The organism is Microvirga brassicacearum (assembly GCF_008757455.1).
Taxonomy (GTDB): Bacteria; Pseudomonadota; Alphaproteobacteria; order Rhizobiales; family Beijerinckiaceae; genus Microvirga; species Microvirga brassicacearum.
Map to the genome: position 1 here is coordinate 70,093 of NZ_VCMV01000003.1, position 24,790 is coordinate 94,882.

The 24,790-nt window shown below is 63.7% G+C and carries 23 protein-coding genes; 10 read left to right on the forward strand and 13 right to left on the reverse strand.

Annotation, left to right across the window (positions count from 1 at the left end; translation table 11 throughout):
* Nucleotides 1-83: 83 nt before the first annotated feature.
* Complete coding sequence (locus tag FEZ63_RS01920; RefSeq protein ID WP_150941953.1) at nt 84-1,643, reverse strand: OpgD/OpgG family glucan biosynthesis protein; 1,560 nt, start codon at nt 1,641-1,643, stop codon at nt 84-86.
* Between the two features lie 650 nt (nt 1,644-2,293).
* Here FEZ63_RS01920 and FEZ63_RS01925 point away from each other — a divergent pair.
* The 4 genes from FEZ63_RS01925 (at nt 2,294) to FEZ63_RS01940 (ending at nt 6,058) form a co-directional block, all read left to right on the forward strand.
* On the forward strand, nt 2,294-3,448 hold the full coding sequence (locus FEZ63_RS01925; RefSeq protein WP_150941954.1) for a type III PLP-dependent enzyme: 1,155 nt from the start codon (nt 2,294-2,296) through the stop codon (nt 3,446-3,448).
* Nucleotides 3,449-3,572: 124 nt separating this feature from the next.
* Entirely contained in the window at nt 3,573-4,145 is a 573-nt protein-coding gene (locus FEZ63_RS01930; protein WP_150941955.1) for a GNAT family N-acetyltransferase, read from the forward strand.
* Nucleotides 4,146-4,239: 94 nt separating this feature from the next.
* Entirely contained in the window at nt 4,240-5,670 is a 1,431-nt protein-coding gene (locus FEZ63_RS01935; protein ID WP_150941956.1) for a homospermidine synthase, read from the forward strand.
* Nucleotides 5,671-5,722: 52 nt separating this feature from the next.
* Nucleotides 5,723-6,058: a hypothetical protein gene (locus FEZ63_RS01940; protein ID WP_150941957.1), complete on the forward strand. Its 336-nt coding sequence runs from the start codon at nt 5,723-5,725 to the stop codon at nt 6,056-6,058.
* Here the strand turns inward: FEZ63_RS01940 and FEZ63_RS01945 are convergent, their stop codons facing one another.
* The 9 genes from FEZ63_RS01945 to FEZ63_RS01980 form a co-directional block, all read right to left on the reverse strand.
* Nucleotides 6,059-6,580: a DUF2937 family protein gene (locus tag FEZ63_RS01945; RefSeq protein ID WP_150941958.1), complete on the reverse strand. Its 522-nt coding sequence runs from the start codon at nt 6,578-6,580 to the stop codon at nt 6,059-6,061. It abuts the gene before it with no gap.
* 9 nt (nt 6,581-6,589) lie between these two features.
* Complete coding sequence (locus tag FEZ63_RS01950) at nt 6,590-6,868, reverse strand: hypothetical protein (RefSeq protein WP_150941959.1); 279 nt, start codon at nt 6,866-6,868, stop codon at nt 6,590-6,592.
* 7 nt (nt 6,869-6,875) lie between these two features.
* A complete protein-coding gene (locus FEZ63_RS01955; RefSeq protein WP_150941960.1) occupies nt 6,876-7,883 on the reverse strand; it encodes a WD40 repeat domain-containing protein in 1,008 nt (335 codons plus the stop codon).
* A 297-nt stretch (nt 7,884-8,180) separates the two neighbouring features.
* Nucleotides 8,181-9,143, reverse strand: a complete 963-nt coding sequence (locus FEZ63_RS01960; protein WP_150941961.1) for a CobW family GTP-binding protein — start codon at nt 9,141-9,143, stop codon at nt 8,181-8,183.
* Between the two features lie 67 nt (nt 9,144-9,210).
* Nucleotides 9,211-10,131 (reverse strand): metal ABC transporter substrate-binding protein, encoded by a 921-nt coding sequence (locus FEZ63_RS01965; protein ID WP_150941962.1) that lies wholly within the window; start codon nt 10,129-10,131, stop codon nt 9,211-9,213.
* Nucleotides 10,132-10,149: 18 nt separating this feature from the next.
* Nucleotides 10,150-11,016: a metal ABC transporter permease gene (locus tag FEZ63_RS01970; RefSeq protein ID WP_150941963.1), complete on the reverse strand. Its 867-nt coding sequence runs from the start codon at nt 11,014-11,016 to the stop codon at nt 10,150-10,152.
* 33 nt (nt 11,017-11,049) lie between these two features.
* On the reverse strand, nt 11,050-11,802 hold the full coding sequence (aztA, locus tag FEZ63_RS01975; RefSeq protein ID WP_150941964.1) for a zinc ABC transporter ATP-binding protein AztA: 753 nt from the start codon (nt 11,800-11,802) through the stop codon (nt 11,050-11,052).
* An 8-nt stretch (nt 11,803-11,810) separates the two neighbouring features.
* The gene (locus FEZ63_RS24770) at nt 11,811-11,978 is read right to left on the reverse strand and encodes a hypothetical protein (RefSeq protein ID WP_153245847.1); all 168 of its coding nucleotides are present in this window, start codon (nt 11,976-11,978) and stop codon (nt 11,811-11,813) included.
* 90 nt (nt 11,979-12,068) lie between these two features.
* Nucleotides 12,069-13,646, reverse strand: a complete 1,578-nt coding sequence (locus FEZ63_RS01980) for an OpgD/OpgG family glucan biosynthesis protein (protein WP_150941965.1) — start codon at nt 13,644-13,646, stop codon at nt 12,069-12,071.
* A gap of 169 nt (nt 13,647-13,815) precedes the next feature.
* Here FEZ63_RS01980 and FEZ63_RS01985 point away from each other — a divergent pair, with 169 nt between their 5' ends.
* The 3 genes from FEZ63_RS01985 to FEZ63_RS01995 all read left to right on the forward strand — a co-directional run bounded on the left by FEZ63_RS01985 (nt 13,816) and on the right by FEZ63_RS01995 (nt 17,522).
* Nucleotides 13,816-14,772, forward strand: coding sequence for a TAXI family TRAP transporter solute-binding subunit (locus FEZ63_RS01985; RefSeq protein WP_162419661.1), 957 nt, complete (start codon nt 13,816-13,818; stop codon nt 14,770-14,772).
* Between the two features lie 96 nt (nt 14,773-14,868).
* Nucleotides 14,869-17,160, forward strand: coding sequence for a TRAP transporter permease (locus FEZ63_RS01990; protein WP_150941967.1), 2,292 nt, complete (start codon nt 14,869-14,871; stop codon nt 17,158-17,160).
* A complete protein-coding gene (locus FEZ63_RS01995) occupies nt 17,157-17,522 on the forward strand; it encodes a DUF1850 domain-containing protein (RefSeq protein ID WP_150941968.1) in 366 nt (121 codons plus the stop codon). The genes FEZ63_RS01990 and FEZ63_RS01995 overlap by 4 nt, the downstream gene beginning before the upstream one ends.
* Before the next feature lies 1 nt (nt 17,523).
* Here FEZ63_RS01995 and FEZ63_RS02000 read toward each other — a convergent pair whose 3' ends face one another.
* Complete coding sequence (locus FEZ63_RS02000; RefSeq protein ID WP_420846248.1) at nt 17,524-17,766, reverse strand: hypothetical protein; 243 nt, start codon at nt 17,764-17,766, stop codon at nt 17,524-17,526.
* 85 nt (nt 17,767-17,851) lie between these two features.
* Between FEZ63_RS02000 and FEZ63_RS02005 the strand changes: the two genes are divergently transcribed.
* Together FEZ63_RS02005 and FEZ63_RS25400 are read left to right on the forward strand one after the other, a co-directional pair.
* Nucleotides 17,852-19,267 (forward strand): gamma-glutamyltransferase family protein, encoded by a 1,416-nt coding sequence (locus FEZ63_RS02005; protein ID WP_244622597.1) that lies wholly within the window; start codon nt 17,852-17,854, stop codon nt 19,265-19,267.
* The gene (locus FEZ63_RS25400) at nt 19,231-19,425 is read left to right on the forward strand and encodes a hypothetical protein (RefSeq protein WP_244622598.1); all 195 of its coding nucleotides are present in this window, start codon (nt 19,231-19,233) and stop codon (nt 19,423-19,425) included. The genes FEZ63_RS02005 and FEZ63_RS25400 overlap by 37 nt, the downstream gene beginning before the upstream one ends.
* A 1-nt stretch (nt 19,426) precedes the next feature.
* Here the strand turns inward: FEZ63_RS25400 and FEZ63_RS02010 are convergent, their stop codons facing one another.
* A complete protein-coding gene (locus FEZ63_RS02010) occupies nt 19,427-20,455 on the reverse strand; it encodes a nickel/cobalt transporter (RefSeq protein ID WP_150941969.1) in 1,029 nt (342 codons plus the stop codon).
* Nucleotides 20,446-21,093, reverse strand: a complete 648-nt coding sequence (locus FEZ63_RS02015) for a DUF1007 family protein (RefSeq protein ID WP_150941970.1) — start codon at nt 21,091-21,093, stop codon at nt 20,446-20,448. Before FEZ63_RS02015 ends, FEZ63_RS02010 begins: the two co-directional genes overlap by 10 nt.
* Nucleotides 21,094-21,283: 190 nt before the next feature.
* Between FEZ63_RS02015 and FEZ63_RS02020 the strand changes: the two genes are divergently transcribed.
* Nucleotides 21,284-24,784 (forward strand): indolepyruvate ferredoxin oxidoreductase family protein, encoded by a 3,501-nt coding sequence (locus FEZ63_RS02020; RefSeq protein ID WP_150941971.1) that lies wholly within the window; start codon nt 21,284-21,286, stop codon nt 24,782-24,784.
* The last annotated feature ends 6 nt before the right edge of the window (nt 24,785-24,790 follow it).

Here is a 24,790-nt window from a genome sequence, read left to right on the forward strand (position 1 = left end):
ACCGATGCGCCACGCTCCGGATCAAACCCGCTTCTGAGGGTTCCGGCCCAGCTTGGCAAGCTCCAGCGTGAGACCTCATGGCATCATTCCACGGACCAGGGATATGTCCATGTCTCGGTCAGCGTGCGATTGCCCGCGCGCAAAAACGCCCGCAAGTCCGTCGATTGCCCGGGTTCGAGCTTGACGTCCATAGCGACGCGAAAGCCGTCCGTGTGCTCGTTCGGCATGATGAAGCTGTGGGTGATCTTGCCGTTCGAGAGACTGGGGACAAGCTGAACCTGATCGGGGTCGGCCTGGTAATAGCCAAGATCGCCGCCTGCGAAATCGATGATGAAGCGGCGATGGGTGGGGTCGCTCGGCGCGTTCGAGCCACTGGCCCGGGGAGGCGCCTGATACGTGTTGATGACCTTGCCGCCCGGGTGCATGCCGCTGATCGCCGCGACGGAGCGCAGCCGGTACGAGACGTTGATCTCCTGACCCGCCTCGAAGGCGCGGTTGGGCTCCCAATAGGCCACGATGTTGTCGTGGGTCTCGTCCTTGGTGGGGATTTCCGCAAGCTCGATCCGCCCCTCGCCCCAATCGCCGATTGGCTCGACCCAATAGCCGGGCCGCTGGTGATAATGGGCCTCCAAATCCTGGTAGTTCTCGAAAACCCGGTCCCGCTGCATCAGCCCGAAGCCGCGCGGATTGTTGTCGCTGAAGGACGAGATCGTCTTCTTCGTCGGGTTGCGCAAGGGCCGCCAGATCCACTCGCCCGCGCCCGAATGCATGAGCAGGCCGTCCGAATCGTGCAATTCGGGCCTGAAGTCGTCGGTCCGCTTCTGATCGTTCTCGCCCTGGTAGAACATGGATGTGAGCGGGGCGAGGCCCAGACTGGCGATGGTCTGGCGCGGAAACAACGTGGCGGTCACCTCCAGGGTGGTCTCCCTGGAGGGATAGAGGACGAACCGGTAGGCGCCCGCCACCGAAGGACTGTCCAGCAAGGCGTAGATGGTGACCCGGTCCGCTCCTGCGGTGGGCATCTGGATCCAGAATTCCCGGAAATTGGGAAATTCCTCGGCATCGCCGCCTTCCACGTTGATCGCGAGGCCCCGCGCCGAGAGGCCGTATTTCTGATCGGAGCCAAGGAACCGGAAATAGCTCGCGCCGAGAAAAGCGATGATCTCGTCGAAGACCTTGGGCGAATTGATCGGGTAGTGCAGGCGGAAGCCCGCGAAACCGAGATTGACCGGCAGGGGCCTCTCGATCTTGTTGCGACCGTAATTGAACAATTCGCGCTGATACGGCACCGGGGTCGGCACCCCGTCGCGCAGGATGTTCACCGTTACGGGGCGCTGATAGAGAAAGCCGAGGTGGAACAACTGCATCCGGTACTGGCCTCCGCCGGACCCGAGAAGGGCTCGTTCGGGGCGGAACCGGATGTCCCGGTAATCGTCGAAGCTCAGTGTGTTGAGCGGCTCGGGGAGCTGACCGGGTGCTACCTCATAGGGGGCGCCTGCCAATTCCCGTGCGCGGCGAACCACCTCCTCGAATCGAAAGGGATTTGGCGCAGGAACTCCGTTCTGCGACGGCTGCGCCCAAGCGGTGGTGGCGACGCTGGCCAGCAGGCCTTGCAGGATGATTCGGCGGGACAGGGTCATCATGGAGGCGGAGTTGCTCTTTTCACGGCTGAAACAAGGAATCGGGCGATCTCAGGAAATGGGATCAGCCTGCTTCTCCGTCTACCGGTCCCGCTTAATAAAGGCTGAATAGGCGGCCTTGCGGCGACAGGCGGGGACAATCCGCAAAAAATTCTCCCGGAGGGTCAAAAAAGGCTTGTGATCTGAGGGCGAGGCGCCTATCTCCCGTTCTGCCCAATTTCGCACGTGCCCGTGGTCGCGTGCCGGTTGGTGGGCATCCGGACAAGAGGCCGGACAGCCGCCCGAGAGCGTCCTAGTTCTCGATACCCCTAACCGGCAGCCGGAGGCGAAACCGGCGTACCTCGTTCTCAACGGGGGACGTGACTTAAAGCAACGACGAACGGGCTTTTTTGGTCTCGTTGGCCCTCCAAAGGTCAACACCGAAGAGGCTTGTTTATCATTGCCGCGCGTGCGGACAGGGAATTTCCCTCTCCAAACCAAGGCAGCATCGTCGGGTGAAGAGCCCATTGCACCCTCGTGTCTCCATCGCACGATCGCGCAATGCCATCTTTTCCCGCTGACGCCGGACGTCCAGGGCTCTTCAAGCCCCGCGCCGTCTGAACTTCAATCCGGAGGCTGCGAGCCTCCATTGAGCCTTTGTGGGGAGAACGCCGGTGACACAGCGTATTCGCGAATTTTTGCGCAACCGACGCGAGGACGGACCTTGCGTCGTCGTCGACCTCGATGTCGTGCGCGACAACTACTCCAAATTTTCCCGTGCTCTCCCCGACACGCGCGTGTTCTACGCCGTGAAGGCGAACCCGGATCCGGCGGTCCTCAAGCTGCTGGCCGATCTCGGCTCGTGCTTCGACACCGCTTCGGTGGTGGAGATCGAGCTGGCACTGGCCGCTGGCGCGACGCCTGAGCGGATCTCGTTCGGCAACACGATCAAGAAGGAACGCGACATCGTCCGCGGCCTTGCGCTGGGCGTGCGCCTCTTCGCGGTCGATTGCGAAGCCGAGGTCGAGAAGGTCTCGCGCGCTGCGGCTGTCGTCGGCGTGGCTGCTTCCGACGTGAAGGTGTTCTGCCGCATCCTGTGCGACGGCGCCGGCGCGGAATGGCCTTTGTCGCGCAAGTTCGGCTGCGTGCCCGAAATGGCAGTCGATGTGCTCGAGCACGCCTTCCGTCAGGGACTTGAGGCCTATGGCGTCTCGTTCCACGTGGGTTCGCAGCAGCGCAACACGGAAGCCTGGGACCAGGCGCTTGCCTCGGCCTCCGCGATCTTCCGCGAATGCGCCACGCGCGGCATCCACCTGTCGATGGTCAATCTCGGCGGCGGGTTCCCGACCAAGTACCTGAAGTCGGTTCCGGCCGTGAAGCTCTACGGCGAGTCGATCTTCCGGGCGCTCTCGAAGCATTTCGGCAACCGGCTTCCCGAGACGATCATCGAGCCGGGTCGCGGCATGGTCGGCAATGCGGGCATCATCGAGGCCGAGGTCGTTCTCGTCTCGAAGAAGAGCCAGGACGAGGACGAGGTGCGTTGGGTCTATCTCGACATCGGCAAATTCGGCGGTCTCGCCGAGACGATGGACGAGTCGATCCGCTACCCGATCCGGACCGAGCACGATCACGACCGCAAGGTGCCGTGCGTGCTTGCCGGCCCGACCTGCGATTCGGCGGACGTTCTCTACGAGAAGGAGCCTTATCCGCTCCCCGTCTCGCTGGAGATCGGCGACAAGGTGCTGATCGAAGGCACGGGCGCCTACACGACCACCTACTCGGCGGTCGCGTTCAACGGCTTCCCGCCCTTGAAGTCCTACGTGATCTAGATCACGTCCCGCCTGCCTCAGGACATGAGGCAGGCACCAACTTCACCAAGTTTGTCCCGGACGGCCTGCTCGAATCGAGCAGGTGCGAGGGCTGTCGCTCACCCCAACCCGGGAGGCCACGGCCATGATCAAGATCCGCCACGAAACGATGCGCGATGTCGAGGCGCGCGAGGCATTGCTCGATTCATGCTTCGGTGCAGGCAGGTTCCAGAAGACCTGCGAACGCCTGCGCGAGGGTCGCGTTCCGGCGCGAGATTTGTCGCTCCTGATCGAGCGCGACGGTGCGGTTCTCGGAACCGTGCGCCTGTGGCATGTCTCCGCCGGTGCAAACCGCCCCGCGCTGATGCTGGGCCCGATCGCCATTGATCCGTCATGTCAGGGCCTCGGCCTCGGCGCGAAGCTGATGCGCGAGGCGCTCGCCCGCAGCGAGGCGCTTGGTCATCAGGCGGTCGTGCTGGTGGGGGATGCTCCATATTACGAGCGCTTCGGTTTCTCGGCGGAAAGCACCCGCGGATTGTGGATGCCGGGTCCGTTCGAGCGCGAGCGTTTTCTCGGCCTGGCACTCAAGGCTGGTGCGCTCGACGGCGCACGGGGCCTTGTGTCGGCGACCGGCGAAATCGAACCGAAGCCTGATCTGGCAGCCCTTGTTGCGGCGGCCTCGCAGGGCAAGCTTGGCGCATTTTCACGCGCGGCCTGATAATTTTTCGACAATTGACGCGGGCCGCACCGGAACCGATGGTGCGGCCCGTATGCGTTTTAAGACCCCGAAGCCATACGAAGGAGACTTGACGATGACCAACCCGCCCATCCATGGCCGCATCACCGGCCCGATCGTCATGATCGGATTTGGTTCGATCGGCAAAGGCATGCTGCCGTTGATCGAGCGTCACTTCGAGTTCGACCGGAGCCGGCTCGTGGTCATCGATCCTGACGACAAGGATCGCCGTCTTCTCGACGAGCGCGGCATTCGTTTCATTCACAAAGGCCTGACGCCGGACAATTATCGCGAGATCCTGAAGCCGCTGCTCACCGAGGGCGGCGGGCAGGGCTTCTGCGTGAACCTGTCGGTCGATACGTCCTCGCGCGACATCCTCGAATTGTCACGCGAACTCGGCGCGCTGTACATCGACACGGTGGCGGAGCCCTGGCTCGGATTCTATTTCGACAAGAATGCCGGCCCGGAAGCGCGCACCAATTATGCATTGCGTGAAATCATTCTCGACGCACGCCGGCGCAATCCCGGCGGCCCGACGGCGGTCAATTGCTGCGGCGCCAATCCCGGCATGGTGTCGTGGCTCGTCAAGCAGGCCCTGCTCAACCTGGCGAAGGATATCGGCATCAAGCATGACGAGCCGAAATCCCGCGAGGATTGGGCCGCCCTGATGAGCCGTGTGGGTGTGAAGGGAATTCATGTTGCCGAGCGCGACACGCAGCGCGCCACATCCGAGAAGCCGATGGGCGTGTTCGTCAACACGTGGTCGGTCGAAGGCTTCGTGTCCGAGGGCATGCAGCCGGCCGAACTGGGCTGGGGGACGCACGAAAAGTGGATGCCCGACAACGGGCGCACGCACACGACCGGCAACCAGTCGGCGATTTATCTGCTCCAGCCCGGAGCCGACACCCGGGTGCGTTCCTGGACCCCGATCGCCGGGTCGCAGCGTGCGTTTCTGGTAACCCACAACGAGGCGATTTCGATCGCTGATTATTTCACCATGCGCGAGGGCGAGAAGGTCGTCTTCAGGCCGACATGCCACTACGCGTATCATCCCTGCAACGAGGCCGTGCTCTCGCTGCACGAGATGTTCGGCAATGCGGGCAAGCCGCAGGAGACGTTCCACATCCTTACTGAGGACGAGATCGTCGACGGCATCGACGAACTCGGCGTGCTTCTCTACGGCCACGCCAAAAACGCGTATTGGTACGGCTCGCAACTTTCCATCGAGGAGACGCGTAAGCTTGCGCCGTATCAGAACGCCACCGGACTCCAGGTGACGTCGGCGGTGCTCGCCGGAATGGTGTGGGCGCTGGAAAATCCGCAAGCCGGGATCGTCGAGGCAGACGACATCGACTTCCGTCGGTGCCTCGAGGTGCAACGGCCCTATCTCGGCCCGGTCGTTGGCGTCTACACGGATTGGACGCCGCTGGAAGGCCGGCCCGGCTTCTTCGCCGAGGATATCGACACCTCCGACCCGTGGCAGTTCCGGAACGTGCTGGTGCGATAAGAATTTCTCTCGTGGCCGGCTGCGTGCCGGCCACGACGACGAAAGGAAATATATGCCGCATTTCGAAGATTTCTACGCGGACAAGCTTCGGGGCGCCTTGGGCGTCGCAGATGCCGATGCGGTGCTGGATCTGCGCGAGACTTCCCGAGAGGGCGCCGCCGCAGCCATTCAGGACATGCTGGAGCGCAGCCGGTTCGGGGACGCCAAGACGGTCGCGATCCGCCTTTCGCCGCCGCCGCAAGGTGGGGGTGAGACGCTGTTCCAGCCGATCGGCAAGGCCCTTCTCGAAGCGAAGAAGCGCGGCTGGATCGAGCGCCTCCAGACCCTGCCGGCGCAGGACGGTTTGGGGTTCTACGTGGCGCTTTCCGGGAAGCCCGCCGGCGCCTGATTACGCCCGGTTGGCAGAAGCGGGCGCACGCCGCCGGAAAAGGCTGCGGACAAATCCGGCGAGCACCAGAATGCCACCCCAGACCACCACAAAGCCGAAGGCTGTGGAGAGCAGGCCTTCCTGCGTGACCGGGACCGCCGGTTCGAAATCGCCGTAGGCCGCGTTCATGATGTCCACATCGCCGTCGCGAACCATCAGCGCGACGCGGCCGAATGGGCCGGCATCGACCATCTGTTGCCGATGCGTTTCAAGCCTGGCGAGGCGGTCGAGATTGCCCTGCATCGCCGCCCCTTGCCGGCCTGCGAGATCGTCGGCGTTGCTGCGCAGCCGCGCGATGGCGCTCTGCGGCGTCTCTCCATGGGCGCGGGCATCCGCGTCGAAGCGGGCCAAGACCTGTTTCAACTCATCGATGCCGCCACCGAGGCGCTGGCGATATTGCTGCGAGAACTCCGGCCCCTGCGAAGCGACGACTCCGCCGATGAGGCCGCAGCCGACGGCAACGATACGGACAATGCGGGACATCGTTTCTCCTCAGGTTCCAAGCGCCGCGACGATGTCCTGTTCGGTCACGTCCGAGAGGCCTTTGGCGACCTTGCACGCGCGGGTCTTGATGCCCGGCTCCATGACGAGGATCACCGTTTCGAGCCCGGGGCAGGCAGGGTCGGTGCAGACAATCTCGTTGACGGCGAACGCGGTATCGTCGCTTGCCCGAAGAGCCGCCCGCGCCCAAGCCTTCACGCGCCGGGTCGCGTCCGGGTCGGCCTTGGGCGCACCGAGCGCGTTCCTGATGAAAGCTCCGAAACGCGCCATGTGGGCCTCACGTTGGAAGTGTGAGAATGCCGGCCTGGCCGTCTTCGCAGCCGAATGCAAGGCGTTTGCCGCCCTGATCCCAGGCCAGCGCCGTGACGCCGCTGTCCTTGAGGGCGGGACGCACCAGCAATTCGGCGGCGTCCGTGAGCCGGATCAGCAGAATGCAGCCGTCCTCATAGGCAACGGCGAGCACGAAGGTGTTGGGATGGAAAGCGACGCGGCTGACTTTGGCCGGCCGCACCCCGCACTCCCGCGGCTGCTTGCCCATCGGGCCTTCCTTCGAGTCGAAGGGCCACAGGATGGCGGCCTCTGCCCCCGACGTAGCGAGCCACTTGCCGTCGCTCGACCATGACAGGGAGCGGGTTTTGGACGGGTAGCCGCTCATGCGCATGTTGCCCTTGTCGGGAACGAGCCGCCAGCCGTGAAGGGCGTTCTCCTGCATCGAGGTCACGATGAAGCGCGCATCCGGCGCCCAGGTAATATCGAGATGCGAACCCTTCCATTCGAGAAGTTCGGGCTTTGCCTCGGTGTTGGGAAACCAGAGCGTCGCGCCGTTGTAATGGGCGATCGCGAGCCGGTAACCCTTCGGCGCGAACGCGATGCCTCGCGCGGTCGAGGCGAGTTCGAGAACCTTCTCGCGGCCCTTCTCGTCGTGCGCGATCACGCGCTTGCCGGCCCCATAGGCAAAGGCGCCGCCCTTGCTGACCGCAATCGAATCGATCCACGCACCCTTGGTTTCGGCAAGCGTGACGGTCGAGCCATCGGCGAGCGTCGCGGCGACCCGGCCGTCGTCGCCGCCGGTGACGAACCGTTCGCCGTCGCTGATGCCCGTGAGGACGCCCGCGCCCGGATGCCCCTCGATCCGGTGCCTCTCCCCGTCCTTTGCCAGCAACACCGCGCCGTCCCCGAGACCGAGGGCGAGCGTGCCCTTCAGCCAGCCGATGGCCGTCACGTGAGCTCCCGCATCGAGCGCGGCGACGTTTTGCGAAAGAGACGGAGCAGGTCCAGCGGTCATTCAGGCACTTCCATTGTCGGGGAAGCCAATAGCATGGCGTTCCGTGAACCTCACCCGGAAATGATCGGGGGCGTCATCCTGAGGTCTGGCTACTTCCCAACCTCATGCTGAGGAAGGCCGCAGGCCTGTCTCGAAGCACGAAGCGTCTCAAGAGACCACTGGAGGATCCTTCGAGACGCCGCTACGCGGCTCCTCAGGATGAGGCGAAGATACACCTAAGTCGCCACGAGTTTTCTTCGGCCAGACTCTCAAGATGAGGCTCGCAGCGCAAGGCAGCTCCGACCCTGCGTGCCCCGCTCACACCGCGCAGGCGAGAAATTCTTCGCGGATCGCCTTCTCGTTCAGGTCGCGGCCGATGAACACGACCTTCGAACTGCGCTTCTGGCCCGGTTTCCAATCGCCCTGCACGTCGCCGTCGAGGATCATATGGATGCCCTGGAAGACGAAGCGTTTCGGCTCGTCCGGGAAGGCCACGATGCCCTTGCAGCGCAGGATGTTCGCGCCCTGAACTTGAGTCAGGTTCGAGATCCAGGGCATGAAGCGCTCGGGATCCACTTCACCGTCTACCTGCATGGCGATGGATTGCATGTCCTCGTCGTGATGATGGTGATGTCCCTGCTCGAGAAAGTCCGGCTCGATCTCCATGATGCGGTCGAGATCGAACGCGTTGCGATCGAGCACTTCGCTGATCGGGAGCGCGCAATTCTGCGTGCGGTGGAGTTTCGCGTAAGGATTGATGGCGCGAATGCGGGCTTCGACCTCGTCCAGTTCCTCGGCCGACACCAGATCGATCTTGTTGAGGATGATCACATCGGCAAACGCGATCTGGTTCTTCGCCTCGGGCGCGTCCTTCAGCCGATCGGAGAGCCATTTCGCGTCCGCCACCGTGACGACGGCATCGAGGCGCGCGGTGTCAGAGACGTCCTGATCCATGAAGAACGTCTGGGCGACGGGCGCCGGATCGGCGAGGCCTGTGGTCTCGACGATGATGGCGTCGAACTTGCCCTTGCGTTTCATCAGGCCGTCGAGAATGCGGATGAGATCGCCGCGCACGGTGCAGCAGATGCAGCCGTTATTCATCTCGAACACTTCCTCGTCGGCACCGACGACGAGTTCGTTATCGATGCCGATCTCGCCGAATTCATTGACGATCACGGCGTACTTCTTGCCGTGCGGCTCGGTCAGGATTCGGTTGAGGAGGGTGGTTTTGCCGGCGCCGAGATAGCCGGTGAGGACCGTGATGGGGATCTTGTCGGACATCGGAGGTTCCAGAGCCTGATTGCAAGAAATCGTCCCCGAACCATGTCGGGGACGATGGAAAGACGGTTCAGCTCGACAGGGCCGTGCTGAACGCCCTTATATTGTGTCTCATCATGTCAATGTAAGTGCCGGCAGGGCCGGTCGGCTCGGACAGCGCGTCCGAATAGACCCGGTCGCCAAGGGCTGCCCCGGTCTCGCTGACGATGCGCTGCATGAGGCGCGGATCGGAGACGTTCTCGACGAAGATCGCCTTGATCTTCTCGCGCCTGATCTGCTGGATGATTCTGGCCACGTCCTTGGCCGAGGCCTCGGCGTCGGTGGAGACCCCCTGCGGTGCCACGAATTCCACGCCGTAAGCCGCCTCGAAATACCGGAACGCGTCATGCGACGTGATGATTCGGCGGCGATCCTTCGGGATGCTGGCGACGAGCGCCTTGATATCCGCATCCAATCGGTCGAGCTTTGCAAGATACGCGGTGGCATTGGCCTCGTACGCAGACTTACCCTCCGGGTCGGCCGCAATCAGCCCATCGCGGATCGCCGCGACGTAGCCCTTGGCGTTGGCAACGTTCTGCCAGGCGTGCGGATCCATGTCGTCGTGGTTATGCGCACGGCCATGATCATCCTCGCCTTTCAGCGCGGTCACGGCCTTGGCGGCCTCGATCACGGGTGCCTTCGTTCCGGAGGACTTCACCAGCCGGTTGATCCAGCCTTCGAGCTTCAATCCGTTGGTAAAGACGACTTTCGCCTCGCCCAGGCGGCGGGCATCAGCCGGGCTCGGCGAGTAGACGTGCGCGTCCCCATTGGGCCCGACAAGCGTCGCGACTTCGATGCGTTCGCCGCCCACATTCGCCACCATGTCGCCCAGGATCGAGAACGTCGCGACGGCCTTGAGCTTCGCCGGCGACTGCGCAAGCGCCGCAAACGACGTGCCCGCCAACGCAACGCAACCGGCTATCAGGAAAACGGCACTTCTTCTCGTCAGCATACGGGGTTCCTTCGGAAATCAGGCTTCCAGATGCTTGCCGGGCCACATCAGCCACAGCAAACCGCCCTCACGACCGAACATGAGGGAAAACACGTAGGCCCCGCCGGCGGTCAGGATGACGGCCGGACCGGCAGGCAATTCGAGATGAAAGGACAAAAGCAGGCCGCCGAGGCCCGACAGCATCCCGATCACGATCGAGCCGATCATCATCGCGGTGATGTCGCTCGCCCAGAAGCGCGCGGCAGCCGCGGGCAGCATCATCATGCCCACGGCGAGCAAAGTGCCGAGCGCATGAAAGCCCCCGACCAGATTGAGAACCACGAGACCAAGGAACGCGAGATGCGTCGGCGTTCCGGCGCGGCTGACGGAGCGCAGGAAGATCGGATCGACGCATTCAAGCACCAGCGGCCGATAGAGCACCGCCAGCGCCATCACGGTGATGGTGGAAATGGCGGCCAGCAGCAGCAGCGTGTTGTCGTCGAGGGCGAGCACCGTGCCGAACAGGACATGGAGCAGATCCACATTGGATCCGCGCAAGGACACGATGGTGACGCCGAGCGCTAGCGACAGGAGATAAAACGCTGCCAGGGACGCATCCTCCTTCAGGGCGGTGAACCGGGAGACGAGGCCCGCGGCCACCGCCACGATGACGCCCGCTGCAAGGCCGCCGATGGTCATGGCGGGGAGGGACAAGCCGGCGAAGAGATAGCCGATGGCGGCGCCGGGCAGGATGGCGTGGGCCATGGCATCGCCAGTCAGGCTCATGCGCCGCAGCATGAGGAACACGCCGACGGGCCCGCCGCCGAGCGCGATGGCGATGACGCCCACGAGGGCGCGCTGCATGAACTCGAATTCGGCAAACGGGCCGATGAGGGATGCGTACATGCTAGTGCCTGCGCCCCGAGGTTGAAATGACGATCACGCGGCGCTCCGATGGCATGCGCTCGCATGAGGGTCGTAGGCCTCGACCATCTGGCGGGCCTTCAGCAGGTTCTCAGCGCTCAGCACCTGCGCGGTCGTGCCCCAAGCCACCGACTCGCGGGCAATCAGGAGCGTTTCTGGGAAAACGCGCCTGACCACGTCGATGTCGTGCAGAACCGCCACCACCGTGCGGGATTCCGTATGCCAGCGGCGAACCAGATCGAGCAGGTCGGCGGTGGTCTTGGCGTCGATGGCGGTGAAGGGCTCGTCGAGAAGGATGAGGGCTGCGTCCTGCAGCAACAGCCGCGCGAACAGCGTCCGTTGCATCTGGCCACCGGAGAGGGTGCCGATCGGGCGCCGCTCGAACCCGGTCAGGCCGACAGCGGCGAGCGCGTCCTCAATGCGGGTCCTGTCCCCCCGGCCGATGCCGCCAAGCACGCCGGACCGGGACCAGAGGCCCATGGAGACGAGATCGTAGACGGAAAGCGGAAATGTCCGGTCGATCTCGGCGGCCTGCGGCAGGTAGGCCACCGACGCCTGTGCCGGGAGGTGGAGGCGGATATGTCCCTCGAGCGGGCGCAAGGTCCCGACGATCCCCTTGAGCAGGGTCGATTTTCCGGCCCCATTGGGGCCGACCACAGCCGTCAGGCTCCCGGCCGGGAATTCGCCACTGAGGTGATGGACGGCCGGATGGCGGCCATATCCCAATGTCACCTCGTCGAACCGAATCGCGGAGGGTGCAGCGTTCATCTCGACCCTCACGCCAGAACCAGGAAAACGAGCAGCCACAGGCCGCCCAGAAGCATCGCGGAGCCCGCCAACCGCTCCCAGGCCGAAAGGCGCAGAAGCGAGAATGTCGGCTGCCCCGCAACCGCGTGATGCGTGTTCGAGCCTGCGTCATGATGTGGGTGATGGCTGTGCGGCATAAGTTAGTATTAGCGTGCCGCGGCCCCACTTTCTAGGGGGGTACAGTATTTTATACGCCCCGATTTTTCACGGCCCTCGCGGCGCCTCGGTCAGGCGACCGGATGGTACTGGTAGAGCCAGGTTTCGCTCAGAACTTCATCGCCTTGCCGCAGATAGCAGCGCAGCTCCACGGGATCCGAACCGGGAGCGTTGAGGTCGAACTGGGTGCGCCAGTGGCCCGGCACATCATCCGGCACGGCCTCGGTGAGAATATTGGCGAAGCTTCCTCGCGAGGCCGTGAGCACGGGCTGCGGAATGACGCCCTTTGGCAGGCGGGTGAGGGGCTCGCCCATGAATTCCACCAGGAATTTCCGGACGCCTTTTGGGCGCGCCGTGCCAGCCTGCCCGCCATTGCCGAAGCGGGTCGCGACCACGCGCGCGAGCGGGGTCGGATACGGCTCGCCGGCGGCCCAATACATCCGATATTTGAACTCAAAGGATTTTCCCGCGAGTGCCGGCTCGGCCGGGACCCACATGACCACGATGTTGTCGTGGATCTCGTCGTCGGTCGGAATTTCGACGAGCTGGATCGACCCGTTGTTCCATCCGCCCTGTGGTTCGATCCAGAGGGAGGGGCGGCGGTCGTAGTAGACGCCGTCGAGATAGTGGTCGAAGTTCCGGTCGCGCTGAAGCAGTCCGAAGCCCTTCGGGTTTGCGTCGCTGAACGACGACGTCATGATGCGTGGCGGATTGTTGAGGGGACGCCAGATGCGCTCCCCCGTTCCGGTCCACATGGCGAGGCCGTCGGAATCGTGGATTTCCGGCCGCCAATCGATCGCCGTGTTCTTGGATTTTTCGGAATACCAGTACATCGAGGTGAGCGGCGCGACGCCGAGGCGGCTGACCTCCTGGCGCAGGAAGACCGCACATTCGATGTCCATGATCACAGCCTTGGAGCGCTGCATCACGAAGCGGTAGGCGCCGGAGACGCTCGGGCCATCAAGAAGCGCATACACGGTGACGGTGTCCGAGCCCGGCTCCGGCGTCTCGAAATAAACGTGCGTGAAGTCCGGGAATTCCTCGTTCTTGCCGAACACCGCGACATCGACCGCAAGCCCGCGCGCCGACAGGCCATATTGATAGAGTTCGCCGATGGCGCGGAAATAGGACGCACCGAGAAACGCCACCCAATCGTTCTTGCGCCAGTCGAGCTTGCCGTTGCGCGCCTCTTGGAAGCGGAACCCCGCAAAACCCGAGTTATCGGGCAGTTTGTGAGCGGGCGAGTCCTCCGGCATCTCGAAATAGGCGTTGTCGTAAATGATCTCCCGCGTCTGGCCCTTGTCAGTGGCATGCATCCGCACGGGCTTCTGGAAATAGCGCCCAAGATGAAAGAACGTAACGGGAAATTCGCTCGGCCCGGTGGCCCAGAGCGCCAGATCCGTCTTGAACTTGATCTTGCCGTGAGCATCGTAATCGATTTGCTCCAGCACCTCGGGTGAGGGGCGCGACGGCGGGATATAGGCCATGGCGGCCAAATCGCGCGCCCGCTTTTTCAGCGCCTCATAGGAAAAAGGGGCGGCCGGGCCCATCTTGAGGCCCTGCTGGGCGAGCGCTGCGCTCGAAAAACCCGTAGCGGCAAGGCCTGCTGTGGCGGCGGCGAACTGGAAGAATTGACGACGATCGAACATGAAAACTGGCATCTGCTTTTTTTGATGGGGAAAGCCCCACCCGACCAAGGTGGCAGGATTAAGTCACTCATATCCTCTTGAGAATTCCGCGTCAGCCGTCAAACTGGCGCCACACACAGGCGCCGTCGAAGGGCGCCGTCATTCTGGGAGCCGACATATGCCATCACGTATCACCCGCCGCCTTCTGGGCGCAGCGGCAGCTTTTGCCCTGGGAGGGGCCAGCATCCCGGCTCAGGCGCAGGATTTCGTCAATATCCTCACCGGGGGCACCTCGGGCGTGTATTATCCGCTTGGCGTTGCTCTCTCGAAGGTTTTTTCGGACAAGGTGCCCGGAAGCCGCCCCTCGGTACAGGCCACCAAGGCCTCGGTCGAGAATCTCAACCTGCTGCAGCAGGGCAAGGGTGAAATCGGCTTTACGCTCGGCGACAGCCTCGCGCTCGGCTGGGCCGGCGACGAGGAGGCCGGATTCAAGGGCAAGCTCGACAAGCTGCGCGGCATCACGGCGATCTACCCCAACTATATCCAGATCGTCGCCTCCAAGGATTCGGGCATCAAGACCCTGGCAGATCTCAAGGGCAAGCGCCTGTCGGTGGGCGCGCCCAAATCCGGCACGGAACTCAACGCACGGGCCATTCTCTCGGGCGCAGGGCTGACCTACAAGGACCTCGGCAAGGTCGAGTACCTGCCCTTCGGCGAGTCGGTCGAACTGATGAAGAACCGCCAACTCGATGCGACCCTGCAATCGGCCGGCCTCGGCGTGTCATCGATCCGCGATCTGGCAAGCTCCGTGCCGATCGTCGTCGTGGAGATCCCGGCAGCGGTGGTCGACAAGGTCGGCTCCCCTTACGTGAAGGTCACGATCCCGGCCAACACTTATGAGGGCCAGACGACGCCCGTGCCGGCGGCCGCCGTCGTGAACTATCTGGTGACCCATTCGGGCATGTCCGACGAGAAGGTCTACCAGATGACCAAGGCGATCTATGAGAGCCTGCCGGATCTGACGGCCGCCCATGCGGCGGCGCGCGATATCAAGCTCGAGAGCGCGCTGACCGGGATGCCGGTCCCGATGCATCCCGGTGCGCAGAAGTATTTCGACGAGAAGGGTGTCAAGAAACAGGGTTCCTAAACCCTTCGACTCATTTGACATTCAAGCCGGGGCAGGTGAACTGCTCCGGCTTTTTCAGTTTTAGACCAGAACAATAATCGTCAGGAGATGGCGCATATGAGCCAGGGCGTGAACGCACCCGAAATCGCGCAGATGGAAGCGCCCGCTGTCGTGATCAATCCGGAGCATGGCCTGCCCGAAAGCTTCGGCGAGGGGCTTACCGGACGCATCCTGTTCTGGATCGCGGTCTCGTTCTCGACCTTTCAGGTCGTCACCTCCTTCGGCATTCCGCTCGATGCCCCCTTCATGTCCACCATCACCCTCAACCATTTCCTGGCAGTCGCCATGGCGGCTTGGGCCGCATGGCTCGTCCTGCAGGTGATGCGCGGATACCGAGTTCTTGACGGTGCGCTGGCGTGGGTCGCCATCGCGGTTGCGTTCGGGCTCATCATCAGGTTTGGCGGGTCGCTGCCGAGCCAGGTGGTTCGGGCCATGCACGTGGGCTTCCTGTGCCTCGTGTCAGGCGCAATGGTCGCCAACCACCGCGCCACCTCGTCGCCGACCCGGGTTCTTGGCTGGGGCATCGGTATCGCCGGCTTTGCGGTCGGTCTCTATCAATGGGCGCTCTATAACGATCTCGTCGTGCGCGCCGGCGAACTGACCCACCTCGATATGGTGGTGGGCATCGCCGCTCTGATGATCCTGATCTATCTCGTCTGGCAGGTGATGGGCATCGCGCTGCCGATCGTCGCGACGGTCTTCCTCGCCTATTGCCTCATCGGCAACTGGCTGCCGGCCCCGCTCGATCATCGTGGCTACACGCTGGAGCAGGTGATCGAGCACATGTCGTTCGGAACGGAGGGGATCTATGCCGTCCCGACCCTTGTTTCGGCCACTTACATCTTCCTGTTCATTCTCTTCGGCGCCTTCATGGAGAAGGCCGGGGTCATTGACTTCTTCAACGATATTTCGATGGCGGCCTTCGGAAGCAAGCAGGGTGGCCCCGGCAAGGTCTGTGTCGCCTCATCGGCCCTGATGGGCACCGTATCGGGATCGGGCGTCGCCAATGTGGTGGCGTCGGGCCAGTTCACCATCCCGTTGATGAAGCGGTTCGGCTTCCCTTCGGCCTTTGCCGGCGGCGTCGAGGCGACTTCGTCGATGGGCGGCCAGATCATGCCGCCGGTCATGGGCGCGGTCGCGTTCATCATGGCCGAGACGATCGACGTTCCTTACGCGAAGATCGTCGAGGCGGCCATCGTCCCGGCCGTCCTCTACTTCACCGCCTGCTATCTGGCGGTGCATCTGGAAGCCGGCAAGCGGGGCCTCAAAGGCCTGCCAAGGGATGAATTGCCGAAAGCCTGGACGGAGATCAAGAAGAGCTGGTACCTGATCACCCCGCTCGGCGTGCTCGTCTATCTGCTGTTTGCAGGCTACACGCCGCTTTTCGCCGGCGCGGTGGGTCTTTCCCTGACGGTTGCGCTCATCATGGGGATCGCCATCGTGGCGGGGTTGGCGGTGCCGGCCTTGCGCGTCGCGTTCTGGATCGGCCTTGCCCTGGTGTCGGCGTATTCGCTCGCCTCCAGCGTCTCCCTCGTGGTCGCAGTCGTTGCGGTGCTGGCGATCTGGAACTCGTTCTCCGGGCGGGGACGCCTGACCCTCCAAGCCTGCGTCGATGCCATGGCGGATGGTGCGCGCCAGGCGCTTCCGGTCGGCCTCGCCTGCGCGGTCGTCGGCATCGTCATCGGCACCATGACGCTCACCGGGCTCGGCACCATCATCGGCACCTGGATGATTTCGATCGGCAAGGACAACATGTTCTTAGCCCTCGTATTGACGATGATCTTCAGCCTGATCCTCGGCATGGGGATTCCCACGATCCCCAACTACATCATTACCTCGTCGCTCGCGGCGCCGATCCTGCTCAATCTCGACGTGCCGCTCATCGTCTCGCACATGTTCGTGTTCTATTTCGGCATCATGGCGGATCTCACTCCCCCGGTGGCGCTGGCGGCTTTCGCGGCGGCCCCGATGGCGAAGGTGTCGGGCATGAAAATCGGCGTCCAGGCGATCAAGATCGCCCTGCCGGGCTTCATCGTGCCCTACATGGCGGTCTACGATCCGGCGCTCATGCTGCAGCCGGTGGCGGGACTTGAAGGTACGGGTTACTGGCTCGCTGTCGTCTATGTCGTGGTTAAAGCCTGCCTCGCACTCGGGCTTTGGGGCGTTGCTGCCGTCGGCTATTTCCGGGCGCCGCTGACTTGGTGGGAACGGCTCTGGGCGGCCGCTGCCGCCGCCTTGCTGGTCCTTGCCGTTCCCATCACCGACGAGGCCGGGTTCGTTCTCGCCATCGCGTTCATTGGTCTCCACGTCTGGCGGACGCGCGCGACTGTCACCACCGTGAGCGGATGATCTGCCTGCTTGCGGGTTCCAAGATCGCGCCCCTGCTGGCGGGCGCGATCACCCTCGCGTGGACCCATTCGGTCGAGAAAACCACCTGGGAAGAGGATTGGCGCGCCACCCCTGCGGGCCTCGAACTAGTGGAAGCGCGAGTCCAGGGCTCCGGCGCGGGCATGGACCCGCCGCCGGGGGCACGCCTGGTCGATGGGACGTGGCGGTGGCGGCCGGATCTTGCGCCCCAGTCGGAGATTGTCATGCGCCGGTCAGGCGCCACGGCGGATTGGCGGATTTGCATCGCCGGCCAGTGCCGCACCATGGACAGCTACGTGCCGGCCGATGCCGACCCGGTGGTCATGAAGGTCTGCGAAGGATAGCTCAGGCGCGCTGGGTGATGGGCTCCACCCGCGTGCAGACCCGCCAGACCATCGTCATCACGTAGGCTGCGAAGAGGCTGAAGAGGCCCATCAGAATGTAGCCGACGGTGCTGCCGAGTTCGAACAGGCCGGCAATCGCCCATCCACCCGCAAGGGCGACGCCGAACACTTCCGTGGCAATGAGAACCATGATGCTCAGGATGGTGATCAGATTGCGCCAGTTGACGCGCTTCGGCTGGGCCAAGGTCGAATTCTCCGTTCGCGAAGCACGAGGTAGCCTGAATGCACCCCCGCGTGCAAGTTCCACGATTCTCGCATAGGGTCGCCGGATGCCTGAAACTCCAGTCTTCTCCACAGCCGCGGTTGCGGCTCCCCATGCGCGTGCGGCCGAGATCGGCCAGACCATTCTGGCCTCCGGCGGCAATGCCATCGAGGCCGCCATCGCCATGGCGGCGACCTGCGCGGTCGTTCTGCCGCATCTCAACGGCGTTGGCGGCGACGGCTTCCTTCTCGTGCGGGAGCCGCGCGGGCGGGTTCACGCCATCGATGCCTCCGGCCCGGCCGGAGCCCTCGCGACAATCGATCGCTACCGCCAAAAGGAATACGACGCCGTCCCGCCGCATGGTCCGGACGCCGCCCTGACGGTGGCGGGGGTCGTCGCAGGCTGGTCGCTCGGCCTCGAGCTCGCAAAGGCGCTCGGCGGTCAATTGCCGCTCGACATGCTACTGGCGGATGCGATCCGCCTCGCTCGCGATGGATATGCGGTCTCCCCCTCGGAGGCGCATGCGGGGGTCGATTCCGGTCTGCTCGATGCGCCACATTTTTCCGGCACGTTCCTCGTGGAAGGCAAGCAGCCGGAGGCAGGCGCTCTCCGCCGGCAGCCGAAGCTCGCGGACACGCTCGAGCGCTTGTCGCATGCGGGACTGCTGGATTTTTACCGCGGTGACGTGGGGCGAGAGATCGCTCTCGACCTGGAGCGCATCGAAAGCCCGATCGTGCGGCGCGACCTCGAGTCCTACCGCGCCCGTGTCGCCAACCCTCTGACCGTGCGGCTCCGTCAGGCGGATGTTTACAGTTTACCTGCGCCGACCGAAGGGCTGGCGTCGCTGCTTGCGCTCGGAATTGCAGACCGTCCAGGCATTCGCCCGGGCGAGACCGCAGAATACCATCACGGGATGATCGAGGCGGCGAAACGCGCGCTTGCGTTGCGCGACCGGCTCATCACTGATCCACGGGAGGTCGAGGGCGAACTGGGCGATTATCTCACGGGTAGCGCTCTTGAGCGCGAGGCGCTGCAGATCGATCGCCGCCGTGCGGCTGCCTATTCGTTCCCGCGCCGCGTCGAAGGGAGCGGCGTGTGGATCGGCTGCATCGACAAGGGCGGACTGGCCGTCTCCTACGCGCAATCCGTGCACGGACCCTTCGGGTCTGGCTGCGTGCTGCCGACGACCGGCATCCACTGGCACAATCGTGGCGCGGCCTTCTCGCTTGATTCGGCGAGCACAAATCCGTTGGTGCCGGGCCGCAAGCCGCCCCACACGCTCAATCCGGCGCTCGCGGTTTTCGCCGATCATCGTGTGCTCGCCTACGGCGCCCCCACACAGATTCAGGCGCAGATCTTCTCGCGCTACGCCGATCTCGGAATGAGCCTTGCCGGTGCGGTCGATGCGCCGCGCTGGACGCTGCGCGAAGCGGGGATGGCGGCACCGTGCTGCGGATCGAGGATGGTTTCGACCCAAGCCTGATGCGCGCCTTGGCACAGCTCGGGCATCCGGTCGAGGAAATCGGGCCGCCCTATCCCGATGCGGTCGGCCAAGCCGGAATGATCGTCCGGCATGCGCGCAACGGCCGGGTCGCGGCCATGCACGATCCGCGCGGTGAGGGCGGCGCGACGGGGCTCTGAATCAGCTTGCCGGACCTGACGCCCACAGGCCGAACAGCAGGCTGGAACCCAGCACCAGCACGAAGGCAGCTGCCAGAAGTTCAAGACCCGCAACCGCCACTGCGCCCGAAGCCCCACGGCCTCCGGCGATCCTGAGCGCGAGCACTTTGGCGAAAACCGCCAATGCGGCGATCGCACCCGTGGTCAGGGCGGTGCCGAGCGCCATGGCGAAGGTGGCGGCGATGCCGGCGGCGAACAGACCCTGCGAAAGCGCGAACACGAGAATCACGAGGGCGCCCGCGCAGGGGCGGATGCCGGCCGCGATGGCGACGCCCGCCATGTCGCGCCATTTCGTCATGCGGTTCAGCGCCTCCGGTGGCGGGATATGAACGTGGTCGCAATCCTCAGACTGGGATTTGGCTAGCGGATTGCGGGACAACGTCCAGGTTCCAAGGAACTTGCCGCTCTTACGCCATGTGAGCACGATGCCGAGCAGAACCACGACGGCAAAGCTCATGGTTTCGACGCCGATGGTGACCTGTCCCATGGTGGCGGCAGTGGCGCGGAACGCGATGGCGACGGCGCTGACCAGCAGAATGGCGACGAGCGCCTGCACCAGTGCGGCGGCAAGGCTCAAGGCGAACCCCTTTGCCAGCGCCCGTTCATCGGCGACCAGATAGGCGGCGATCACCCCCTTGCCATGGCCCGGCCCGGCGGCGTGGAAGACACCGTACGCAAAGCCGATGGCGAGCAGCGACCAGATTGCGGTCCCGTGCTCCTTCACGGCGGAGAGAGCCTGCTGCAGGCTCTTATAAAAACCGCTCTGGACCGCAAGAATGTAGGAGCCGAGATCGCCGCTCGGTGCGGCTTCGCGCAGACCCATACCGAACGGATTGCGGACCGGAGGCGCTGTCGCAGGCGCCAGCCACCAGACGAGAAGCGCAACGCCTGCCGCCACCAGTGCCACCGCGACAGCCGCGAGGCCGAGGCGCTGCCAGAGGCGCGCTCGCGAGGGCAACAGAAGGCCGACGGGATCAGCGCTTACGGACATGCGACGATGGCTTTGTTGGCAAACTGCGTGCCGAAGTTCGAGGCTGCGGTCAGGGTCTCGAAAAACGATTCGGACATATCCTTTTGCTGATTGGCCTCAAGCGGTTTCGGGCGCGAGATATTGGTGGCGCAGCCCTGCGGTGCGCCGGCGAGCTTCACCGCATCGTCGCCATCCGCCAGGCTGAAGGAGATAAAAAAGGTCGGATCGTAGACTTCGAGCGACATGGTTCTCGTGGGGGACGGGCTCTTGAGTGGCAGGAAATACGACAACGTCGCCGCCTCGGCCTCGTAGACCATGCGGTAGTCGCGCGGCGAGCCGAATTCCTGTTTCTTGCCGTTCGCCTTGAGCACGGTGAAAAAATCGAACTCTGCCAGCGACTCCGTATTCTCCTTGGCCAGATCCTGCAGCTCGTCGGACGAAAATTTCCCATCGCCGTTCGTGTCGAGACCCTGGATGACATAGGCCGAATAGCCCTTGTCGAACGTCCAGGCGTGGCGAATGCCGGCGATCCTGCCATCCGCCTCATAGACCATCTCCGCCCGCGCGGTCACCCACACATGGGGATGTGCCATGGCGGTGGAAACGCAACCCGTGAAGAGGGCGGCAAGAAGCCATTGGAGACGAGGGCGAGATATCATGCATCGATCTCTAAATTGCAGCGGCGGTCGCGAACTGGAGGCGACGGTAAGGCATCGTGGTTAATGGAGGCAAAACGGTGGCGCCACTTCGTTGACGTCGCATGGTAGATATGTCAGCATTGCTGACTTAAAATCATCAAAACGAGACCGGTTCAGCCGGCGATGAGGCATCCCCGGGAGAAAACGGACAATGGCCGCAGGTCAGGCGACTTTCCGCGATGTATCGCTGGACGACAAATACGATCTGACCCGTGACCGTGTGTTTATCACCGGGACCCAGGCGGTGATCCGCATGCTGCTGATGCAGCGCGAGCGGGACCGGCTCGCCGGCCTGGACACTGCCGGGTTCGTCTCCGGTTACCGCGGCTCTCCCATCGGCGGGCTCGACCAGAACCTCTGGCGCGCCAGGAAATGGCTCGAACAGTCCCAGCTTGTGTTTCAGCCCGGTCTTAACGAGGAACTGGCCGCCACAGCGGTGTGGGGCTCGCAGCAGGCGGAAATGCGTCGTGACGGCAAGCACGATGGCGTGTTCGGCCTGTGGTATGGCAAGGGCCCGGGCGTCGACCGGTCGGGCGACGTCTTCCGCCATGCCAATATGGCCGGCTCTTCACCCCATGGCGGCGTGCTGGCGCTGATGGGCGATGACCACACGGCGGAATCCTCCACCGTCGCGCACCAATCGGAATTCCATTTCGTCGATGTGATGATCCCGATCCTGAACCCTGCGGGCGTGCAGGAGATCATCGATTACGGCCTTTACGGTTACGCGATGAGCCGCTTCTGCGGCTCTTGGGTGGCGTTCAAATGCGTGAAGGAGAATATCGAGTCGACGGCCTCGATCGACGGATCCCTCGACCGGGTGAAGATCGTCCTGCCGGATGATTTCGCCATGCCGCCGGGCGGTCTCAACATCCGCCCGCGCGACGGCGTGCTCGACCAGGAGGCACGGCTTCAGGATTACAAGCGCGACGCCATGATGGCGTTCGTGCGCGCCAACAATCTCAACCGCATGATCCTGTCAGGCGGCCGGCAGCCGAAGATCGGTGTGATCACGGTCGGGAAATCCTATCTCGACGTGCGGCAGGCGCTGGATGAACTCGGTCTCGACGAAGTCAAGGCCAACGACATGGGCCTTCGCCTCTACAAGATCGCCTGCCCATGGCCCATCTCACAGGCGGAATTGATCGATTTCGCGCGCGGCCTCGATCTTGTCATCGTCGTCGAGGAGAAACGCTCGCTGATCGAGGTGCAGTTGCGCGAGGAGCTCTACGGCACCGCCAACCAGCCGGTCTGCATCGGCAAGAAAGATGAGAGCGGCCACTGGCTGTTCCCGGTGAAAGGCGCGCTCGATCCGAACGACATCGCCATCACGCTCGGCGAACGTCTTCTCAAGTATCACAACAACGACGACCTGCGCGGACGCGTCGCGCGGCTGCGGCAGGCCCAAGATGTGCTGGCGGTCACTATGGACGTGGCGACGCGCACTCCGCATTTCTGCTCCGGCTGCCCGCACAACACCTCCACCAAGGTGCCGGACGGCATGCGCGCCTATGCGGGTATCGGCTGCCACTACATGGTCCAATGGATGGATCGCGAAACCGACGGCTTCACACAGATGGGTGGCGAAGGCGCGAACTGGATCGGCGAAGCGCCGTTCTCCACGCGTAACCACGTGTTTCAGAATCTCGGCGACGGCACGTACAATCATTCGGGCGTTCTCGCCCTGCGCTGGGCGGTCGATACGAAGACCAACGTCACCTACAAGATTCTCTTCAACGACGCGGTTGCGATGACCGGAGGGCAGAAGCACGAAGGCGGTTTGACCGTCGATATGATCGCCCGCCAGGTCCGCGAAGAAGGCGTCGAGCGCATCGCGCTGGTGACCGACGAGCCCCACAAATACTCAAAGACGATCCGTTGGCCGTCGGGCATGACGATCCATCACCGCGACGCGCTCGAATCGGTGCAGCGCGAACTTGCGGCGATCCCCGGCACGACCGTCCTGATCTACGATCAGACCTGCGCGTCGGAGAAGCGCCGCCGCCGCAAGCGCGGCGAATATCCGGACCCGGACAAGCGCGTCATCATCAACGACCTCGTCTGCGAGGCGTGCGGCGATTGTTCGGTGCAATCGAACTGCGTCGCCGTGCAGCCCGTCGAGACCGAGTTCGGACGCAAGCGGCAGATCGATCAATCCAATTGCAACAAGGACTTTTCTTGTGTGAACGGCTTCTGCCCGTCTTTCGTGACAGTGCATGGAGCAAAAATCAGGAAGGCTGTTCCGGAGACCGCATCGAGCGACGGCATGACGTTCAAACCGCTGCCGGACCCTGTCATTCCCGCCATTGAGCGCACCTTCAACGTGATCGTGACCGGCGTCGGCGGGACCGGCGTCGTCACTATCGGGGCGATCCTCGGCATGGCGGCGCATCTCGAAGGCAAGGGGCTCGGCATGATCGACATGGCGGGCCTCGCGCAGAAGGGCGGCGCCGTCTACAGCCACGTGCGGCTCGCCAACTCCCAGGACGATATCCACGCGATTCGGGTGACCGCGGAAGCCGCCCACCTGGTTCTCGGCTGCGATCTCGTGGTGACCGGGACCAAGAAGGTTCTGAGCGCGGTGAAGCAAGGCCAGACCGCACTGATCGTCAACACGGCCGAAGTGATGCCGGGTGATTTCACCCGCAATGCGGATTTCTCCCTGCCGGTCGAGCGCCTGAAACGCACCATCGGCAAAAAGGGCGGAACCGATGCGGTGTCCTTTGTGGACGCCACCAGCATTGCGACCGCCCTTCTCGGGAATGCGATCGCCGCTAACATGTTCATGCTCGGCTACGCCTATCAGATTGGCAAGGTCCCGCTCTCCGGCGCCGCGCTCGAAAAGGCCATCGCGCTCAATGGCGAAGCGGTGGCGATGAACCTTGCGGCGTTCACCTGGGGTCGTCGCGCGGCAGCGGAGCCGGGCGTGATCGCCGCGACGATGAGCGACCTGAAAGCACCGACGCCGTCACGCGTTCTCTCCGAAAACCTCGATCAGCTCGTCGCGCGCCGCGTGGAATTTCTCACCGCTTACCAGAACGCCCGATATGCGGGACGTTATCGCGCGCTGGTGGAGAAAGTCCGCGCGCGGGAGGCCGAGATCGTGCCTGGCGCGGATTCTTTGGCCGATGCGGTTGCGCGCTCGCTGTTCAAGCTCATGGCTTACAAGGATGAGTACGAGATCGCGCGACTCTATACCGATGGCAGTTTCGCCAGGCAGGTGGAAACCACATTCGAGGGCGAGGATCTGCGCTACGAATTTCACCTCGCGCCACCGCTTCTGGCACGCAAGGATCCGACCACCGGTGTGCCGCGCAAGATGAGCTTCGGGCCGTGGATGCTGAAAGCCTTCGGCGTGCTGCGCCGCATGAAGGGGCTGCGCGGGACGCCCCTCGACATCTTCGGCTACACGCATGAGCGCCGCACGGAACGCCGGTCGATCCGGGATTTCGAGGTGCTGGTCGGCGAGATCATCGAGCAGCTGTCACCGGCCAATCACGCGACCGCCATTGGTCTTGCGGCTATCCCGCAGAAGATCCGCGGCTTCGGGCATATCAAGGAGCGCAACTTCACAGCCGCCAAGCTCGAAGAGGCGAAGCTGCTGGCACGTTTCCGAGGCCCTGACTTGTCGCTGCCGGTCGCCGCGGAATAGCATCGT

Excerpts from the sequence above, each read along its gene's own strand:
- FEZ63_RS01920 (WP_150941953.1), bottom strand. The coding sequence starts at position 1,643 with ATGATGACCCTGTCCCGCCGAATCATCCTGCAAGGCCTGCTGGCCAGC.
- FEZ63_RS01930 (WP_150941955.1), top strand. The coding sequence starts at position 3,573 with ATGATCAAGATCCGCCACGAAACGATGCGCGATGTCGAGGCGCGCGAG.
- FEZ63_RS01935 (WP_150941956.1), top strand. The coding sequence starts at position 4,240 with ATGACCAACCCGCCCATCCATGGCCGCATCACCGGCCCGATCGTCATG.
- FEZ63_RS01940 (WP_150941957.1), top strand. The coding sequence starts at position 5,723 with ATGCCGCATTTCGAAGATTTCTACGCGGACAAGCTTCGGGGCGCCTTG.
- FEZ63_RS01945 (WP_150941958.1), bottom strand. The coding sequence starts at position 6,580 with ATGTCCCGCATTGTCCGTATCGTTGCCGTCGGCTGCGGCCTCATCGGC.
- FEZ63_RS01950 (WP_150941959.1), bottom strand. The coding sequence starts at position 6,868 with ATGGCGCGTTTCGGAGCTTTCATCAGGAACGCGCTCGGTGCGCCCAAG.
- FEZ63_RS01955 (WP_150941960.1), bottom strand. The coding sequence starts at position 7,883 with ATGACCGCTGGACCTGCTCCGTCTCTTTCGCAAAACGTCGCCGCGCTC.
- FEZ63_RS01960 (WP_150941961.1), bottom strand. The coding sequence starts at position 9,143 with ATGTCCGACAAGATCCCCATCACGGTCCTCACCGGCTATCTCGGCGCC.
- FEZ63_RS01965 (WP_150941962.1), bottom strand. The coding sequence starts at position 10,131 with ATGCTGACGAGAAGAAGTGCCGTTTTCCTGATAGCCGGTTGCGTTGCG.
- FEZ63_RS01970 (WP_150941963.1), bottom strand. The coding sequence starts at position 11,016 with ATGTACGCATCCCTCATCGGCCCGTTTGCCGAATTCGAGTTCATGCAG.
- aztA (WP_150941964.1), bottom strand. The coding sequence starts at position 11,802 with ATGAACGCTGCACCCTCCGCGATTCGGTTCGACGAGGTGACATTGGGA.
- FEZ63_RS24770 (WP_153245847.1), bottom strand. The coding sequence starts at position 11,978 with ATGCCGCACAGCCATCACCCACATCATGACGCAGGCTCGAACACGCAT.
- FEZ63_RS01980 (WP_150941965.1), bottom strand. The coding sequence starts at position 13,646 with ATGTTCGATCGTCGTCAATTCTTCCAGTTCGCCGCCGCCACAGCAGGC.
- FEZ63_RS01990 (WP_150941967.1), top strand. The coding sequence starts at position 14,869 with ATGAGCCAGGGCGTGAACGCACCCGAAATCGCGCAGATGGAAGCGCCC.
- FEZ63_RS01995 (WP_150941968.1), top strand. The coding sequence starts at position 17,157 with ATGATCTGCCTGCTTGCGGGTTCCAAGATCGCGCCCCTGCTGGCGGGC.
- FEZ63_RS02005 (WP_244622597.1), top strand. The coding sequence starts at position 17,852 with ATGCCTGAAACTCCAGTCTTCTCCACAGCCGCGGTTGCGGCTCCCCAT.
- FEZ63_RS02010 (WP_150941969.1), bottom strand. The coding sequence starts at position 20,455 with ATGTCCGTAAGCGCTGATCCCGTCGGCCTTCTGTTGCCCTCGCGAGCG.
- FEZ63_RS02015 (WP_150941970.1), bottom strand. The coding sequence starts at position 21,093 with ATGATATCTCGCCCTCGTCTCCAATGGCTTCTTGCCGCCCTCTTCACG.
- FEZ63_RS02020 (WP_150941971.1), top strand. The coding sequence starts at position 21,284 with ATGGCCGCAGGTCAGGCGACTTTCCGCGATGTATCGCTGGACGACAAA.